This window comes from Luteolibacter sp. LG18, from assembly GCF_036322585.1.
Taxonomy (GTDB): domain Bacteria; phylum Verrucomicrobiota; class Verrucomicrobiia; order Verrucomicrobiales; family Akkermansiaceae; genus Luteolibacter.
Window position 1 is genome coordinate 279773 of record NZ_AP024600.1, and the last position, 16014, is coordinate 295786.

The 16014-nt window shown below is 64.8% G+C and carries 11 protein-coding genes; 7 read left to right on the forward strand and 4 right to left on the reverse strand.

From position 1 onward, the window contains the following. Window positions 1–80 precede the first annotated feature (80 nt). Genes llg_RS01175 through llg_RS01200 form a run of 6 tightly spaced genes read left to right on the forward strand, consistent with a single transcriptional unit; the run spans window position 81 to window position 8636 of the window. On the forward strand, window positions 81–2723 hold the full coding sequence (locus llg_RS01175; protein ID WP_338287680.1) for a hypothetical protein: 2643 nt from the start codon (window positions 81–83) through the stop codon (window positions 2721–2723). Further along, the gene (locus tag llg_RS01180; protein ID WP_338287681.1) at window positions 2720–3409 is read left to right on the forward strand and encodes a hypothetical protein; all 690 of its coding nucleotides are present in this window, start codon (window positions 2720–2722) and stop codon (window positions 3407–3409) included. Before llg_RS01175 ends, llg_RS01180 begins: the two co-directional genes overlap by 4 nt. Continuing rightward, the gene (locus tag llg_RS01185; RefSeq protein ID WP_338287682.1) at window positions 3406–4386 is read left to right on the forward strand and encodes a prenyltransferase/squalene oxidase repeat-containing protein; all 981 of its coding nucleotides are present in this window, start codon (window positions 3406–3408) and stop codon (window positions 4384–4386) included. The genes llg_RS01180 and llg_RS01185 overlap by 4 nt, the downstream gene beginning before the upstream one ends. Continuing rightward, window positions 4383–5912 (forward strand): hypothetical protein, encoded by a 1530-nt coding sequence (locus llg_RS01190; protein WP_338287683.1) that lies wholly within the window; start codon window positions 4383–4385, stop codon window positions 5910–5912. The genes llg_RS01185 and llg_RS01190 overlap by 4 nt, the downstream gene beginning before the upstream one ends. Beyond that, the gene (locus tag llg_RS01195; protein ID WP_338287684.1) at window positions 5899–7245 is read left to right on the forward strand and encodes a hypothetical protein; all 1347 of its coding nucleotides are present in this window, start codon (window positions 5899–5901) and stop codon (window positions 7243–7245) included. The genes llg_RS01190 and llg_RS01195 overlap by 14 nt, the downstream gene beginning before the upstream one ends. After that, window positions 7242–8636, forward strand: coding sequence for a hypothetical protein (locus llg_RS01200; RefSeq protein ID WP_338287685.1), 1395 nt, complete (start codon window positions 7242–7244; stop codon window positions 8634–8636). The genes llg_RS01195 and llg_RS01200 overlap by 4 nt, the downstream gene beginning before the upstream one ends. Window positions 8637–8643: 7 nt before the next feature. Here the strand turns inward: llg_RS01200 and aat are convergent, their stop codons facing one another. The 4 genes from aat to llg_RS01220 form a co-directional block, all read right to left on the reverse strand. After that, entirely contained in the window at window positions 8644–9156 is a 513-nt protein-coding gene (gene aat / locus llg_RS01205) for a leucyl/phenylalanyl-tRNA--protein transferase (RefSeq protein WP_345789212.1), read from the reverse strand. Window positions 9157–9215: 59 nt separating this feature from the next. Beyond that, the gene (locus llg_RS01210; protein WP_338287687.1) at window positions 9216–10781 is read right to left on the reverse strand and encodes a tetratricopeptide repeat protein; all 1566 of its coding nucleotides are present in this window, start codon (window positions 10779–10781) and stop codon (window positions 9216–9218) included. 108 nt (window positions 10782–10889) lie between these two features. Beyond that, complete coding sequence (locus llg_RS01215) at window positions 10890–11300, reverse strand: hypothetical protein (RefSeq protein ID WP_338287688.1); 411 nt, start codon at window positions 11298–11300, stop codon at window positions 10890–10892. 70 nt (window positions 11301–11370) lie between these two features. Next, window positions 11371–13698: a Tex family protein gene (locus tag llg_RS01220; protein ID WP_338287689.1), complete on the reverse strand. Its 2328-nt coding sequence runs from the start codon at window positions 13696–13698 to the stop codon at window positions 11371–11373. 134 nt (window positions 13699–13832) lie between these two features. Between llg_RS01220 and llg_RS01225 the strand changes: the two genes are divergently transcribed. Then, window positions 13833–16001, forward strand: a complete 2169-nt coding sequence (locus llg_RS01225) for a hypothetical protein (protein ID WP_338287690.1) — start codon at window positions 13833–13835, stop codon at window positions 15999–16001. Window positions 16002–16014: the final 13 nt, after the last annotated feature.

Below are 16014 nucleotides of genomic sequence, written 5' to 3' on the forward strand. Positions count from 1 at the left end.
TAAATCGACTGGAAACCAGGCTCCTTGTCTGGAAGGTTAAGGGATCGCGCTCCGGACCCGAGATCCCGTCTGTCATCCGCATGCCTGAAATCCCTCCATCGCCCCCTCCGGTGCCGATTCCCGAGTCGCTGCGCCTGCAGCTTGAGGAATTCCGCCGGGTCTTGTGGCGGATCAAAGTCCAGGAAGCAGTCATCGCCGGGGTAATCGGCCTTTTGGTGTCGTTCCTGCTGGTTTACGGCCTCGACCGGATCTGGCAGACGCCGGCACTGGTGCGCCTGCTGATCCTCATCGGCGGCACCTCGGTGTTCGCCATTTTCGCGCCGTTCTGGATCCACCGCTGGGTGTGGCGGCACCGCCGGGAGAACCAGCTCGCCCGCCTGATCGCCCAGCGGTTCCCGGGGCTTGGCGACCGGCTGCTGGGAGTCGTGGAACTCCAGAGCCAGCAGGAGAGCGTCACCTCGCTTTCACCGCGCCTCCGGGCTGCCGCCATGGAAGCCGTGGCCGCGGAAGCCGCCAGTCGCACGCTGGCCGAGGCCCTGCCGCCTGCCCGCCACAAAAAATGGGCGCTGGCCGCGCTGACCTTGTTCGCCGGAGCCGCCGCAATCCTGATTTCCGCCCCACGGGCGGGCACGAACGCCCTGCGCCGCTGGTTGATGCCGCTTTCCGACACGCCCCGCTACACTTTCACGATGCTGGACTCGCCGCCCACCGAGCTGGCAGTGCCGTTCGGCGAGGCCTTCGACATCGAGCTGCGGCTTTCCCCGGACTCGGAGAAGCAGCCCGGAACCGCCGCGGGCCGCTACGGCCTCCAGCCTCCGGTGAACACCGACCTGCACGACGGCCTCTACCATTTCCAATTCCCCGGCCAGCAGGACCCGGGCACGATCGTGTTCCACATCGGCGACGCAGTCCACGAAACCCGGATCACTCCGGTCCAGCGTCCCGCCGCGGAAAAAACGACCGTCCACGTGATGCCGCCGACCTACCTTGGCATCCCGGAAAAGACGGTGGAGCTCGACACCGGCGTGCTGAGCGTGGTGGAGGGTAGCCAGGTGGACATCCGGATCCGCACCTCGCGGCCGCTCCAGACCGCCCGTTTCGGCCCCACCGTCGCCAGCCGCCCCCCGGCTCCGGACAAGCAGGAGGCCGTGCCTGCATTCGTGCCAATCGAGGGGGAACTGACCCTCCAGGGCCAGGATGCGCGCACGCCGGTGATTGCCGTGGGCAGCGTGCCCTTCGACATCCCCTTTTCCTGGAAGGATGATTTCGGCCTCGCCAATGGCAGCGGCTTCAAGCTCCGGATCGACCCCCTCAAGGACGCGGCACCGACCGCCTACCTCCAGGGCGTGGAACGCCAGAAGGTGATGCTCCCGGAGGAGACGCTCGACATGGAAGTGCTCGCCGAGGATGACTTCGGCTTGAAGGTCGCGGGCATCGAGTGGACGGGCGAGTTCACCCGGCCCACCGACGAAGCCCCCGCGAGCGGCGGCATGAAGTTGAGCGATGGCGGCACCGAGCAGCGGCGTTTTTCCGGTCCGGTGGCGTTCTCGCCCGCGGCCTTCGGCATCGGGCCGCAGAAACTCACCCTGCGCGCCTATTCGGAGGATTTCCTCCCCGGTCGGCCGCGCGCCTATTCGGAGCCGGTCACGCTCTACGTGCTGACCCGGGACGAGCACGCGCAGATGTTGAAGAACCAGTTCGACCGCTCGATCACCGAGCTGGAGGACCTCGCCCGCCGCGAGCGCAACCAGCTTGAGGAAAACGAGCGTCTCCAGCGTCTGGATGGAGCCGACCTCCAGAAGGACGAGAACCGCAACCGCCTCGATGCCCAGCAGCAGGCGGAAACGGAAAACACCCGCCGCATGGAAGAGCTGTCCCAACGCATGGAGCAGCTCATGAAGGACTCCACCCGCAACGGCCAGATCGACAAGAACACGCTCAAGAAGATGGCGGAGTCACTCAAGTCGATGCAGGAGCTGTCCAAGCAGGACATGCCGAAGGTCGACTCCAAGCTCGGCGATTCGACCGAGGAAACCAACACGCCCGAGAAGACGAAGAAGGACGTGGAGGACGCGGTGAAGGAGCAGCAGAAAGCCGTGGAGAAAATGCAGGCCGCCATCGAGAAGGCGAACGACGCCAACCGCCGTTTCGAGGCCGGCACCTTCGTCAGCCGCTTGAAGAAGGCCGCCTCCGAGGAAGACGGCATCGCCACCACGCTGGTGCGGAAGCACGACGTGCTGCTCGGATTGAAAGCCTCCGAGATCGACCCCGCCGACCAGCGGCTGCTGAACGAATCGGTGCGCCAGCAATCCGACACCGCCTCCGACGTCCGCTGGATCCAGGAGGACTTGGGCCACTACTACACGCGGACGGAGAAGGAGACCTTCAAGCAGATCCTCGACGAGATGCGCGATTCCAAGATCGACATCGGACTGGAGGAAGTGCGCGCCCGGCTGCAGACCGCGAAAAGCTTCACCGCCACCGAGGGCGCCAAGGACTGGTCCACCAAGCTCGCCGAGTGGGCGAAGAAGCTGGAAGGCGACATGAACCAACCGGGCGGCGGCGGTGGCGGCAACGGCGGAGGAAACTCCGAGGACGAGGATTTCGAGTTCATGCTGCGTGTCATGAAGATGGTGCAGCAGGAAATGGACATCCGCTCGCAAACCCGTGCCTTGGAACAATTCCAGCGCGCCAACCAGGAACCCGCTCCCGCCAAGCCATGAAAACCCGACACTTGCTCGCCATGATGCTCGTCGCCACGGCTCCGCTGTGGGCGGAGGGTGACGCCGCACCGGCGAAACAGGCGATTGCCAAGGCGGACGACACCGTGGTGACCGCGGATGACGACCACAAGGCTGGCTCAGGCAAACTCGCGACCCGGCAGGACGAGCTCTCCGCCGATGTCCAGCAGCTCGCGCTGGAGCAGACCGTCAAGAAGGTCATCGACCTCCTCAAGGAGTGCGAGGACATCATGGGCGAGGCCACCGAGCGGCTGATGGACCAGGACACCGGCGGCGAGACCATCGCCGCCCAGACCGAGGTTATCGAAAAGATCCTGGAAGCCGCCAAGGCCCGCCAGCAACAGAGCGGCCAAGGCCAGGGACAGGACCAAAGCCAGAGTCAGGCCGGCGGCGCGATGATGGACATGCTCGAACGCATGGCCGGAAAGCCCCAGCCGGGCGACCAGGAAGGCCCGCCGAAGGAAGGCAAGCAAGGCGGCGACACCGGCGGTGGCGGCGTCCACGGCCTGTCCGACAGCGCCAACTCCACCACTGGAAACGGCGGCGACGGCAAACCGGAGCCACGCCGCGTGCCGAAGGCCGCAGGGACCGCGGGCAAAGCCCTGCCGGAGGAGTTCCGCGGCGCGCTGGACGCCTACAACCGGGGGGCCGACAAACTCGCGAAATGAGATTCTTCCTGCCACTCCTTTTCCTCGTGACGGCCGCCCGCGGCCAGGACCTGCCGCGGCGCGCGGATGACACCATCCCCGCGCAGGTGGAGTCGATGTACGTACGAGGCTTGCAGTATCTCGCCAAAAACCAGAACGCGCAGGGCTCGTGGACCGACAACGTCGGATCCGAACCCGCCGTGGTCGGATTGTGCGTGCTGGCCTTCCTCGCCCACGGCGAGGATCCGAACGTGGGCCCGAACGCCCCCTACATCCGCAAGGGGCTCGACTACATCTTGTCCCAGCAGAACGCGAACAACGGCTACATCGGGAACAGCATGTACAACCACGGGTTCTCGACGCTCTGCCTGGCGGAGGCCTATGGCGTGGTCGACAACCCGAAGATCGCCCCGGCCCTGAAGAAGGCCGTGGACCTGATTCTCAGCGCCCAGAAGCGCAACTCCCGCTTCAACGCCTGGCGCTACACGCCGGACAGCAAGGACGCGGACACCACCGTCTCCGGCTGCCAGATCGTGGCCCTCTTCGCCGCGCGCAACGCGGGACTCGGCGTGCCGGACGACTCCATCAACAAGGGCCTGGCCTACCTGGCCAAGAACCGGGACAACGACGGCGGCTACGGCTACACCTCCGCGGGCGGCAGCAAGCCGACCCTCACCGCGATCGGCTCGCTCTGCCTCTCGCTGGCGAAGAGCAAGGACTCGAAGGAATACAAGGCCAGCCTGGAATACCTGAAGAAGAACCTCGACTACCGGGACCGCTACTACCCCTACTACTACGAATACTATATGTCGCAGGCGCTGTTCCACGCGGACGAGACCGTCTGGCGCGACTGGAACGCCCGCAACATCCGCTACATGGCCACGCTCCAGAACCGGGACGGGTCGTGGCCCGGCAGCCAGGGCGGTTCCTTCAGCACCGCCGGAGCCCTGCTTTCGCTGGCATTGAACTATCGGTTCCTGCCGATCTACGAGAAATGAAGCGCCTTTTTCCAGCCCTGCTGCTCGGCATCTCCCCGGTCCACTCCGCGGAAGAAGCCGCGTCCGCCGATCTCCTGCGGTTCACCAACGGGAACCGGCTCGACGGGCATTTCGGCGGCCTGAAGGAAGGCCCGGCCGTGGTGTGGAAGCGGGACGACGTGGACGCCCCCGTCGACTTCAAGGTCACCCAGCTCCGCCAGGTCGTGCTCCGCTCCGCCCGCCCCGCGAAACCGCTTCCGGACCTTTCCAGCGTCAGCCTCGTGAATGGCGACCGCATTCCGGGCACCATCACCGCGATGGACGCCCACGAGGTCTCCATCGACACCGTCTTCGCCGGTCCGCTGGTGATTCCGCGGGCGAGCGTGAGCATGATCTCCCCGAATCCCCTGGGTGGAAAACTCCTCTTCAACGGCCCGTTCTCGGAAGAAGGATGGAACCTCACCGCCCCCGAGCAGGAGGAACCTCCGGCCGTGAAAGCCAACGGGAACCGCAAGGACGCCGATCATGCGGACGATCCACCGGAGGAGAAAAAGCTGCCCGCGTGGTCCTACTCCAGCGGCGCGTGGTACCACCGGCAGGGTGCCACGGCGCTCACCCGGGATGTGCACATGCCGGACCGGGCGATGGTCCGGTTCCAGATCGCGTGGAAATCGCGGCTCGCGCTGGCGATCGCCTTCCACGCCGACCTCAAGAAGCCGGACAAGGCGGCCGACGACGCGAAGAACGGGCAAGGTCGTCCGGACAACGGCCCCGGCCTGCCGATGATGTTCGGCAATGCCTACGTGATGAACCTTTATCCCGGCTACGTGATCCTGAACCGCTGCGGATACGACGACAACGGCAAGCCGGTCCTAGAGCGCATCCAATCGAGCGCCACCAACGCCCGCCTGCCGGAATCCGGCGAGGCCACGGTCGAGATCCGCTGCAACCGCAAGAACGGGGAGATCGCCCTGTTCATCAACGACGAGTTCGCCGCCCAGTGGACCGAAGGCACGGGCGAGGGCGACGATGGCTACGCGGGCCGCGGCGGTGCCATCGGCTTCCAGGTCCAGACCTTGTCCGCACCCGGGCAGATGGCCAATGCCCCGGTGCGCATCTCCGACCTGGTGGTGGCGGAGTGGAACGGCATGCCCGATGCCGCCCGCAGCCTCCAGACCAACGACATGGACATCGTCCTGCTCTCGAATGGAACCGACCGCTTTTCCGGAGAAGTCACCGGGCTGGCGAAAGGGAAGCTCCAGTTGAAGGGCCGCTACGGAGCCGTCGAGTTCCCCATGGATGACGTCGCCGAAGTGCGCTTCGCCCGCAACCGCCTGGCGAAGGCCCAGGAACCGACCTCGAACCAGGTCCAAGTGCGCTTTCTCCCGTTCGGCCGTTTGTCCGGAGCCACCAAGGAAGGCACCGGCTCGAGCCTGATCCTCACCTCCCCGGTGGTCGGAAAAACCAAGGTCGACCTCGACTACGCCGTGATGCTCGATTTCAAAAACTCCAACAGTTTTCTCGATGATTGGGATGCCCAGTTCTGACCGCCTCGCACGCCTCGCGGGCGGGATGGTCCTGCTGGCGATGGCCAACGCCACCGCGGATGAAATCGTCCTGGACGGCTCCTCGAAGCTTTCCGGGAAGGTCACCGCCATCACGGAGGGCGGAGGCGTTCAAATCGAGTCCCCGGTGGCGTCCGAGCCACTGTCGCTGAAACCCGGCGCGGTGAAGCGCGTGGTCTTCGCGGAAACCAACGAGACCCCGGCACCGGGCGGCACCCGGCTCACGCTGCAGAACGGCGACCACCTGCCCTGCGAGCTGAAAAGCATGGATGACTCGACCTTGATGGTCGCCACCTCCTTTGCCGGGGACCTGAAGATCCCCCGCGCGATCCTCAGCACGATGGACCTGGGCATCCACGAGGAAAAGGTGCTCTACGACGGGGTCACCGGCTTGGAAGGCTGGACCAACGACAAGTGGAAATCCCAGGACAACCGCTTTACCTGCAACGGCAGCGGCCGGATGTCCCGCTCGTTCGACTTGCCCGACCAGTTCGCGATCCGTTTCACGCTCTCCTGGCGCGGCAACCCGAACTTCCAGGCGACCTTCGCCGATCTGCCGGACTCCGATTCCCCGACCGTCAGCCGCTACGCCTTTCAGTTCAACAATGGCGGCATCGAGTTGCGCCGCCTGGGCGGGCAACGCCCGGGTGCCTCGACCACGCTCATCCAGCTCAACAACAACCGCCAGCCGGACTCGTTCCCGAACTCCAGAATGGACGTGGAGATCCGCGTGAACCGCGGCCGTTCGGAGCTGTGGCTGCTCGTCGACGGCGTGCTGGAAGGCCACCGCGCCGATCCGGTGAAGGACCCGCCCGCGGGCGGCGGCCTCTCCTTCTCCACCAATGCCGGTGGCGACACCGAGCAAACGGTCAGCAATCTCCGCATCACCTCCTGGGATGCGGACAGCGACCGCTACCGCACCGAGGACCGCGGTGACACCACCAGTGATTCGCTCATCTTCGCCGACGGTGATCGCTACAGCGGCAAGCTCGAGTCCATCCGCACTCCCGCCGATGGCAAAACCGTGCTGTCATTCAAAAGCCCGGTGCTGGAGCAACCGATGACCATTCCGGCCCGGAACGTATCGACGGTGTTCTTCAAGGCTCCCAAGAACACGGAGCCCGCCCCTCCCCCTTCCCCGTTTCTCCTACGCCTACAGGGAGGCGGTAGCCTGCAGGTCGACTCCTGCTCGTTCTCCGGCAATCGCATCGAGGCTCGCCACGCGCGGCTCGGCGCCCTGTCCCTGAAACGCTCTTCCGTGGCCTCGATCGAACAGGCCGGCTTCACCCCGGACCCAAAGGAATCCCAGGAATGAAACTCCAGCACCTGACCGCCCTTCTGTTGACGGCCATGCTTCCCGCCGGGGCCGCCTCCAATGGGACCATCCTGCTCTCGAACCACGACCAACTGGGTGGCGGGCTTTCCTCCATCTCCAAGGAACGCATTATCTGGGAATCGCCACTGCTGGAGCGTCCCGCTTCGTTCATGATGGGCAAGGTGCAGGAACTGAACCTGCCCGCTGCCACTCCCGAATCGACGGCGAACTACGAAGCCGTGGTAGCCCTCACCAACGGCGACACGCTCCGCGGCCAACTGGCATCGGTGACGGACAAGACGATCGAACTGGACACCTGGTACGCAGGGCGCCTCACCCTGAACCGCCCGATGGTGGAAACGGTGCACATCGAGGACCGCCCGAAGCTGTTGTTCCGCGGACCGGATTCCATCGATGGCTGGACGATCGATGAAAACTCGCAGCGCCAGAAGGACAAGCCCGCTCCCTGGTTCTTCGAATCCGGCGCGCTGCAATCGCGATCCCAAGGCGGCATCTCGCGGGACGTGAAGCTCCCGGACCTGTGCCGCATCGGCTTCACCCTGGAATGGCATTCGGCCCTGCGGCTGAAATTCGTTTTCGCCTCGGACGCTCCCGGCACCGTCAATCCCCGGCACTGCTACGAGCTGATGATGCAGCGCCGCTACGCCTCGCTGCGGAAAAAATCCGAGAGCGGCTCGATCGTGCTCGGCCCCCAGACGCAGAACATCCCGGAGTTCAGCGAGAACGAGAAGGCGCGGGTCGAACTCTGCGTCGACCGGAAAAAAGGCGTCTTCAATCTCATCGTTGAAGGCCGCTCGGTGGTGGTGTGGAACGATCCCGATGCCCGGGACGTCCCGACCGGAGGAAACATCCACTTCGTCACCGAAGATGGCAGCTCGATCCGTATTTCCCGGATCGAAATCTCCGCGTGGGATGGAGTGATCGACCAGATGCCGGAGACGGAGGATCTGAATGCGGCCGAACAGCAGGAGAACGAAGCCAAGGAGGCCAAGTCGAAGGAAGTGGAATCCGGCCGGATGATGCTGCGGAACGGCGACTCACTCGCCGGGGACGTGCTTTCGATCAAGGACGGCCTGATGAAGGTGAAAACCCGCTTCAGCGAGATCGACCTGCCGGTATCCCGTCTCAAGACGATCTCCCTCAAGCCAGTGGATCCGGAAAGCCCGAAGATCCGGGATGGCGACATCCGCGCCTGGTTCCCGGATGGCAGCCGCGTGGTCTTCCGCCTGGACTCGTCCACTGCGGACACCCTCACCGGCTACAGCCAGAATTTCGGCACCGCCACCTTCAAGACCTCGGCCTTCAACCGCATCGAGTTCAACCTCTACGATCCCGCCTTCATGGAGCTGCGGGGCGAAAAGGGCTGGTAGGAGGGCCTCACTTGAGAAGGTCCGTGAGCGCCTCCTTCAGGAGCTTTAGATAGGCCTTCCGGGGCACCTCGAACGCGCCGAAGGTGGCGAGGTGGCTGGTCAGCCATTGGGTATCAAGCAGCGTGAACCCGTGTGTGCGCAATCGCTCGACCAGATGGACGAGCGCGATCTTCGAAGCGTCCGTCTTCCGGGAAAACATGCTCTCCCCGAAAAACGCCCGCCCTAGGGCCACGCCGTAGAGACCACCCTGCAATCCCTCGTCGTCCCAACACTCCACCGAGTGGGCGAATCCCCGTTCGTGCAGGGCGCAGTAGCTTTCCACGATCCGTGGATCGATCCACGTCTCCGGACGCTCCGAGCAACCCGTCATCACCTCGCGGAAGGCCGTGTCCCAACGGATCTCGAAGGGATGCTTTCGCAGGGCCCGCTTCAGGCCGTGCGGGATGTGGAACCGCCTGTCCAGCGGGATGACTCCGCGCATTTCAGGCGAGAACCACAGGATCTCGCCCTCATGCGCCATCGGAAACACGCCCTGGGCGTAGGCCCCCAGGAGCGTGTCCGGTGGAATAACCTCGTGGCTCACGGCTTGCCCGCGGCCGGCTTCGCGCCATTGCCGTTCTTCGGAGCCTCCGCCTTCGGAGCGGGCTTGTCGGACTTGATGTCCTCGAGCGCCTTCTTGGCCTCGGCCTTCTGCTCGGGGGTGAACTTGGCATCCAGTTCCTTCGCGAGCTTCTCACCTTCCTCCTGCTTGCGCTCGGCCGCCAGCGTGGCCAGCGCCCAGGCCTTCGGGAGATCCTGTTTGATCCCGGTGCCGGTGGCGAACAAACGCGCGAGCGCGAAGGTGGCCGGGCCGTGACCTTGGTTCGCGGCCAGCGAGTAAAGCTGCCCCGCATTGGCCATGTTCTGCTGCACGCCACCCGCACCACGCTCATACATGGTGGCCAGGTTGTTCTGCGCCGGAGCATAGCCGCCCTGCGCCGAGCGGGTCAGCCAGGCGACGGCGGCCACCGGATCGGCGACGCCACCGAGCTTCTGGGAGAGATAGAACAGGGCGAGCTCGTTCTGCGCTTCCGGCAAACCACCCGCGGCGGCGGACAGGAGGTGGCCGTAGCCGATCGAAAGATCGGCGGGAGCGGGCTTCTCAAGCGAGAGCCGCGACACGGCGAGACGGAGATGGGCCGGAGCGCTGCCCGCCGTCGCCGCCTTTTCCAGCAGCTTCACCCCGCGGTCCTCGTCTTTCTCGGTGCCCTTGCCTTCGAGATAGGCCTGGGCGGTGCGGAGCGTGCAATCCACCTGACCGGCATCATCGCCCTTGCGATAGGTCTCAAGCGCGGCCTTCGGGTCCTTCTTCACGTTTTCCTCGAAATCGCCGAGCGCCAGATAGGCGGAGTATTCCTTGGCCTCGATGGCCTTCTTGATCCACTCGCGGCCTTCCTTCTCGTTGCGATTGGCCTCGGGGCCATTGAGCAGGCGGGAACCGAGCGCCACCATGGCACCGGCGTCGCCGAGACCGGCGGCCTTGCGGTAGGTGTCATTGGCCTTCTTCAGGTCCTTCTTCTCCGGGAACCCGAACTGGCCTTCGTAAAGGCGGGCCAGCAGCATCAGGGACGGCGGATCACCGGCGTCCGCGGCGCGGCCCCACCAGAAGAGGACCTTCTCGTAATCCGGCTCCTTGCTCAGGCGGCCGCGCAGCCAGGCTTCGCCCAGGATGCGGCCGGCCACGGCCGGATCGTCCTTGGCGGCGTTCTCCAGTGCCTCGCGGCCCTGGGTGCGCTCCTTCTCGTCCTCCGAAGCGAGCAGGATGAAGGACATGCGGTAGGTGGCGTCCTTCTGGCCGGTGGCAGCCGCCTTCTTGTAAAACTCCAGCGCCTTCTCCTTCGAGGCATCCGCGCCCTGGCCGGTTTCATGGGCATAACCCATCAGATAGAGGGCATCGCCATTGCCCTGCTCCACCAGCGGCTTCGCCAGCTCCACGGCCTTCGCAAAACGGCCGTCCTTGAAGGCTTCAAGGGCGTCCTTGGCCGGTCCCTCGGCCTTTTTGGTGAGCCCCGCATTGGGTTCGGCAGGCATCGAAACCGCGGCCACCAACGGCAGGGCCGAGGACCAGGAAACAAGCAGGGAGAGGAGAGCGGATTTCAAACGCATGCCGCGACGCTAACGGGAGCCAGCGTCGCGGGCAATAAACAATCGAAGGCAGCTTCCGGGACAGCTCCGGCACTCCCGGGGGCAGGAAGCCACCCCAATCCCCAGGCTTCAAACCTCGTATCGGTCGAGAAAACCCGCCCTCAACATGGCCCAATACAGGAGGACCGGGAGCACGAGAAAAAGCAGCAAGCCAAGATAAGCCGGTAACCACGAACGCCCGACCAACCAGGCCACCGGCGCGAGATAAACGGCGAGAATGCCAATCACCACCGCTGGCTCCAGCCAAACGGGAAAATCGAACCGGTGCTCGTTCAAATACACGGAAATGGAGGCCACCGGTGCGAGCACCGTCACGCTGAACAAGAGCATCAGCAACCCAGCCACGAAGAGGGACACATCGAGCATCGGGGACTGGGGATCGCCCACGAAGACCCATACATTCCTGCCCGCCACCCAGATCGGCGCGAACACGACCGAACACAGGAAGATGGCGAGAATATGGAGCGTCAGTCTTTTCATCCCTTTGCTTGGTCCGGCCTGTGGATATTGATTCGATCCCGACCGGACTCAAGCTTCCCCCGTTTCGGGATTACTTCTTCTTGGCGTTGTTCATCGCCTGGCTGAACCAGTCGTTGCCACCACCACCGCCACCCTGCTGCGGGCGGGAGTCGCGCTGGAAGCGCTGGCCGCCACCACCGCCACCGCGGCGGTTGTCATCGCGGTCGCCCGGAGCGCTGCGGCGGTTTTCCATCTCCGGCTTCGACTTCATCGAAAGCGCGATGCGGTTCCGCTTCAGGTCGACCTCGACGACGGTGACATTGACCTTCTGGCCGACCTTCACCACCTCGCTGGCGTCGCGGACGAACTGGTCCGAAAGCTGGCTGACGTGGACGAGGCCGTCCTGGTGCACGCCGACATCCACGAAGGCCCCGAAGGCGGTCACGTTGGTCACGATGCCCGGCAGCTTCATGCCCGGGGAAAGGTCGGCGGGCTTCTCGACGCCGGCGGCGAACTCGAACAGCTCGAACTTCGCGCGCGGGTCGCGGCCCGGCTTGCCAAGCTCGGCGAGGATGTCGCGCAGGGTTGGCAGGCCGACGTCGCCCTCGACGTATTTCTGGAGGTCGACCTTCTTGTGGAGCGCCTCGTTGCCGATGAGCTCGCCCACCTTGCAGCCGAGATCGGAGGCCATGCGCTCGACGAGCGGATAGCGCTCCGGGTGCACCGCGGAGGAATCCAGCGGATGCCCGCCACCGCGCACGCGGAGGAAGCCGGCGGCCTGTTCGAAGGCCTTGTCACCGAGGCGCGGCACCTTCTTCAGATCAGCGCGGGAGGTGAAGGCGCCGTTCTCGTTGCGGAAAGCGACGATGTTCTCGGCGAGCGAGCTGTTCAGGCCGGAGACGTAGGAGAGCAGTTGCTTGGACGCGGTGTTCAGCTCCACGCCCACGGCGTTCACGGAGCTGATCACGGTGTCATCGAGGCTGGCCTTGAGCGCGCGCTGGTCGACGTCGTGCTGATACTGGCCCACGCCGATCGACTTCGGATCGATCTTCACCAGTTCGGCGAGCGGGTCCATCAGGCGGCGGCCGATGCTGACCGCGCCGCGCACGGTGACATCGTGGTTCGGGAATTCCTCGCGGGCCACTTCGGAAGCGGAGTAGATCGAGGCTCCGCTCTCGTTCACCATCACCACGGCGATGGAGGACGGCAGCTTGAGCTTCTTCACGAAGGCCTCGGTTTCACGGCTGGCGGTGCCGTTGCCGATCGCGATGGCTTCGATATCGAACTTCTTGATGAGGGTCGTGAGTTCCACGGCCGCCTCGTAGAGCTGCGTGTTCGAGCCAGCGGTCGGGTGGATGACCGTGTTGTGGAGGAGCTTGCCGGAGCGGTCGAGGACGACGGTCTTGCAGCCGGTGCGGAAACCGGGGTCGATGGCGAGCAGGCGCTTCTCGCCGAGCGGCGAGGCCAGCAGCAGCTCACGGAGGTTTTCGGCGAACACCTGGATGGCGGTCTCGTCGGCGCGCTTCTTCCCGAGCAGGCGCATTTCCGTCTCCATGGACGGCATGAGCAGGCGCTTGCAGCCGTCCTCGACGGCCATGCGGACCTGGTCCGCGGACTTGCCCGAGCCCTTCACCCAATCCGACATCGCCAGACCGGTCACGCGCTCCAGCGGGACCTCCACGCGCATGAGGAGGAACCCTTCCTTTTCACCACGGCGGATCGCCAGCATGCGGTGGGACGGGATGTTTTTGAATGGCTCGCTCCACTCGAAGTAGTCGCGGAACTTCGCGGCTTCCGCGTCCTCTTCCTTCCCATACATCACCTTCGAGGACACGGTGGACTCCTCCTCATAGCGCTGGCGGGCACGGCCGCGCAGCGCGGCGTCATCGGTCACCCGCTCGGCGATGATGTCGCGGGCACCGGCGAGGGCGTCGTCCGCGGTCGGCACCTCCTTCTCGGCGTCCACGAACTTCGTGGCCTCCTCGGCCGGGTCCGAGTTCTGGTTTTCGAAAATCCAATCGGCCAGCGGTTCGAGGCCGCGCTCCTTCGCCTTGGTGGCACGGGTCTGGCGCTTCGGGCGGTAGGGTGCGAACACGTCCTCCAGCGAGGTCATGGTGGCGGCGGCCTCAACCTTCTTCTTCAGCTCCGGCGTAAGCAGCGAGCGCTCCTCCAGGGACTTCAGGATCGCGGAGCGGCGGGAGTCGAGTTCCGCGAGCTGGAGCATGCGGTCACGGATCGTGGTGATCTGAACTTCATCGAGCGAACCGGTCTGCTCCTTGCGGTAACGGGAAATGAACGGGACGGTGCCCCCTTCGGCAAGCAGCTTGGCGGTGGCGGCAACGGACCGGGCGTTGATCCCGGTCTCACGGGCGATCACTTCCAGGTGCTTGGCGGCGGCTTCGGTCGGGGCGTCAGTCATGCGGTGGAGCGGTTGGGTAGCCGAGACCGCGGCAAATGGCAACCGCACGAGTTTCCGGAACCGGGAAACCAAGCAATTCCAATGGGTTATTCCGCGGAAGAATCCGGTTTCCAGGGCGGTATTTCCCCGTGCTCATGCGTTTACCCGCCTTCTTTTCCACCGCCCTGCTGGCCCTCCCGGTGCTCGCCCGCGCCGAGTCTCCTCCGCCATTTCCAAGCGACCCGGCCGCCGTCGCGGAACGCACGTGTTTCCAGACCTCCGAAGCCTGGAATTCCAACGGCAACCTGCGTTCCGACGTCGCTCTGGTCTATGGCATCGACGCGGGGCTCCCCGACCGGATCAAGAGCTGGCGGGAACGAGGCTACCGGGTCCATGTGATGACCGGCGTGGCCTGGGGCAATTACCAGGACTATCTCTATGGCCGCTTCGATGGAGTGAACCACGAGGACAATGCCCAGACCGACAAGAACGGCAAAAAGATCGGCCACGGCGGGGATGTCTATTACATGTGCCCGACCTCGAACTACGGCACCTATCTCGCTACCGGCGTGCAGCGCGCACTCGATGCCGGAGCCGAGGCGATCCATCTGGAGGAGCCGGAATTCTGGGCCCGCGCGGGCTACTCGGAAGCTTTCAAGCGCGAGTGGCAGGACTACTACCAGGAACCCTGGCAGCCGCCGCACCTCTCCGTGGACGGCCAGTGGCGATCCTCGAAGCTGAAGTACTATCTTTATCGTCGTGCGTTGCAGCAGGTGTTCGACCACGTCCAGGAGTTCAACCGGAAGACCGGTTCAAAGGTCCGCTGCTACGTCCCGACCCACAGCCTGATCAACTACGCCCACTGGTGCATCGTCAGCCCGCAATCGAGCCTGGCGACGCTCAACGGCTGCGACGGCTACATCGCCCAAGTCTGGACCGGCACCTCCCGCACGCCGAACCATTTCCGCGGCGTCGGCAAGGAGCGCACCTTCGAAACCGCCTTCCTGGAATACGGAGCGATGCAGAACCTCGTCCGCGCCACCGGCCGGGGCGTCTGGTATCTGAACGATCCGGTGGAGGACAATCCGCGGCACGATTGGACCGACTACCGCACCAACTGGGAATCGACCCTGGTGGCCTCCCTGCTCCAGCCGGATGTTTCCAGCTATGAGGTTGCGCCGTGGCCGGAGCGGATCTTCGGGGGAAAGTATCCGAAGAGTGCCAAGCCGGAAGACCGGAAGTCGATTCCGCCCGACTATGCCACGGAACTCCAGGTGGTGATGAACGCGCTCAACAGCATGAAGCAGCCGGACCTCCAATGGGAGGCCGGCACCCCCGGGATCGGAGTGCTGGTCAGCGACTCGCTGATGTTCCAGCGCGAGCAACCGACGCCGAGCGATCCCAACATGGCGCATTTCTACGGACAGGCGCTGCCGATGGTGAAACGCGGCATCCCGGTCACGCCGGTGCAACTGGAGAACATCGCGCACGCCGGTTTCCTCGATGGCATGAAGGTCCTGATGCTGAGCTACCAAGGCCAGAAGCCGATGAGCGCGGAGGTCCACGCACCGCTGGCCGCGTGGGTGGAACAAGGCGGCGTGCTGGTGATGATCGACGACGACTCCGATCCCTACAACCGCGTGAAGGAGTGGTGGAACGAGGGCGGGAAGACCACCACCCTGCCCCGTCAGCACCTTTTCCAAACGCTCGGCGTGAAGGACGAGGATTTCGCCAACACCAACGAAGCTCCCATCGGCAAGGGTGCGGTGATCTGGCTGAAGCGGAATCCCGTGGGCCTCGCCCTCAGCGTGGAGGCGGATGCGCTGCTCGCCTCCGTCATCCGAAAAGCCGTCGAACGAGGCGGCGGCACGTGGAGGGAAACCAACCACCTCGCCCTGCGCCGCGGCCCCTACTGGATCGGGGCGGGCCTCGATGAAAGCATCGGCGGCGAGGTGAAAACCCTGCGCGGACGCTTGGTGGATATCTTCGATCCGGAACTGAAGATCCGGCGAACCGTCGACCTCGCGCCCGGCAGCCGCTGCTTCCTGATGGATCTGGACAAGCTCACCGGAACCGGCACCCGGATCCTCGCCTCCGCCTGCAAGGCCCTGCCCGCTCCCAACAAGGGACACCCCGCTTGGACCGTGGAGGGAGTCGGCAACACAGATGCCATCGTGCTGATCGCCTGCGAACAAGCCCCGAAGAGCGTCCTGCTAGGCGGACAGCCGCTTACCACCTTCGACCACGATGCCGCGGAAAAGCTGCTGCGGGTCCGCTTTCAAAACGAAGCATCCCCCCGCCTATTGGAATTCATCGAGCGGTAAAATCGCCACCCCT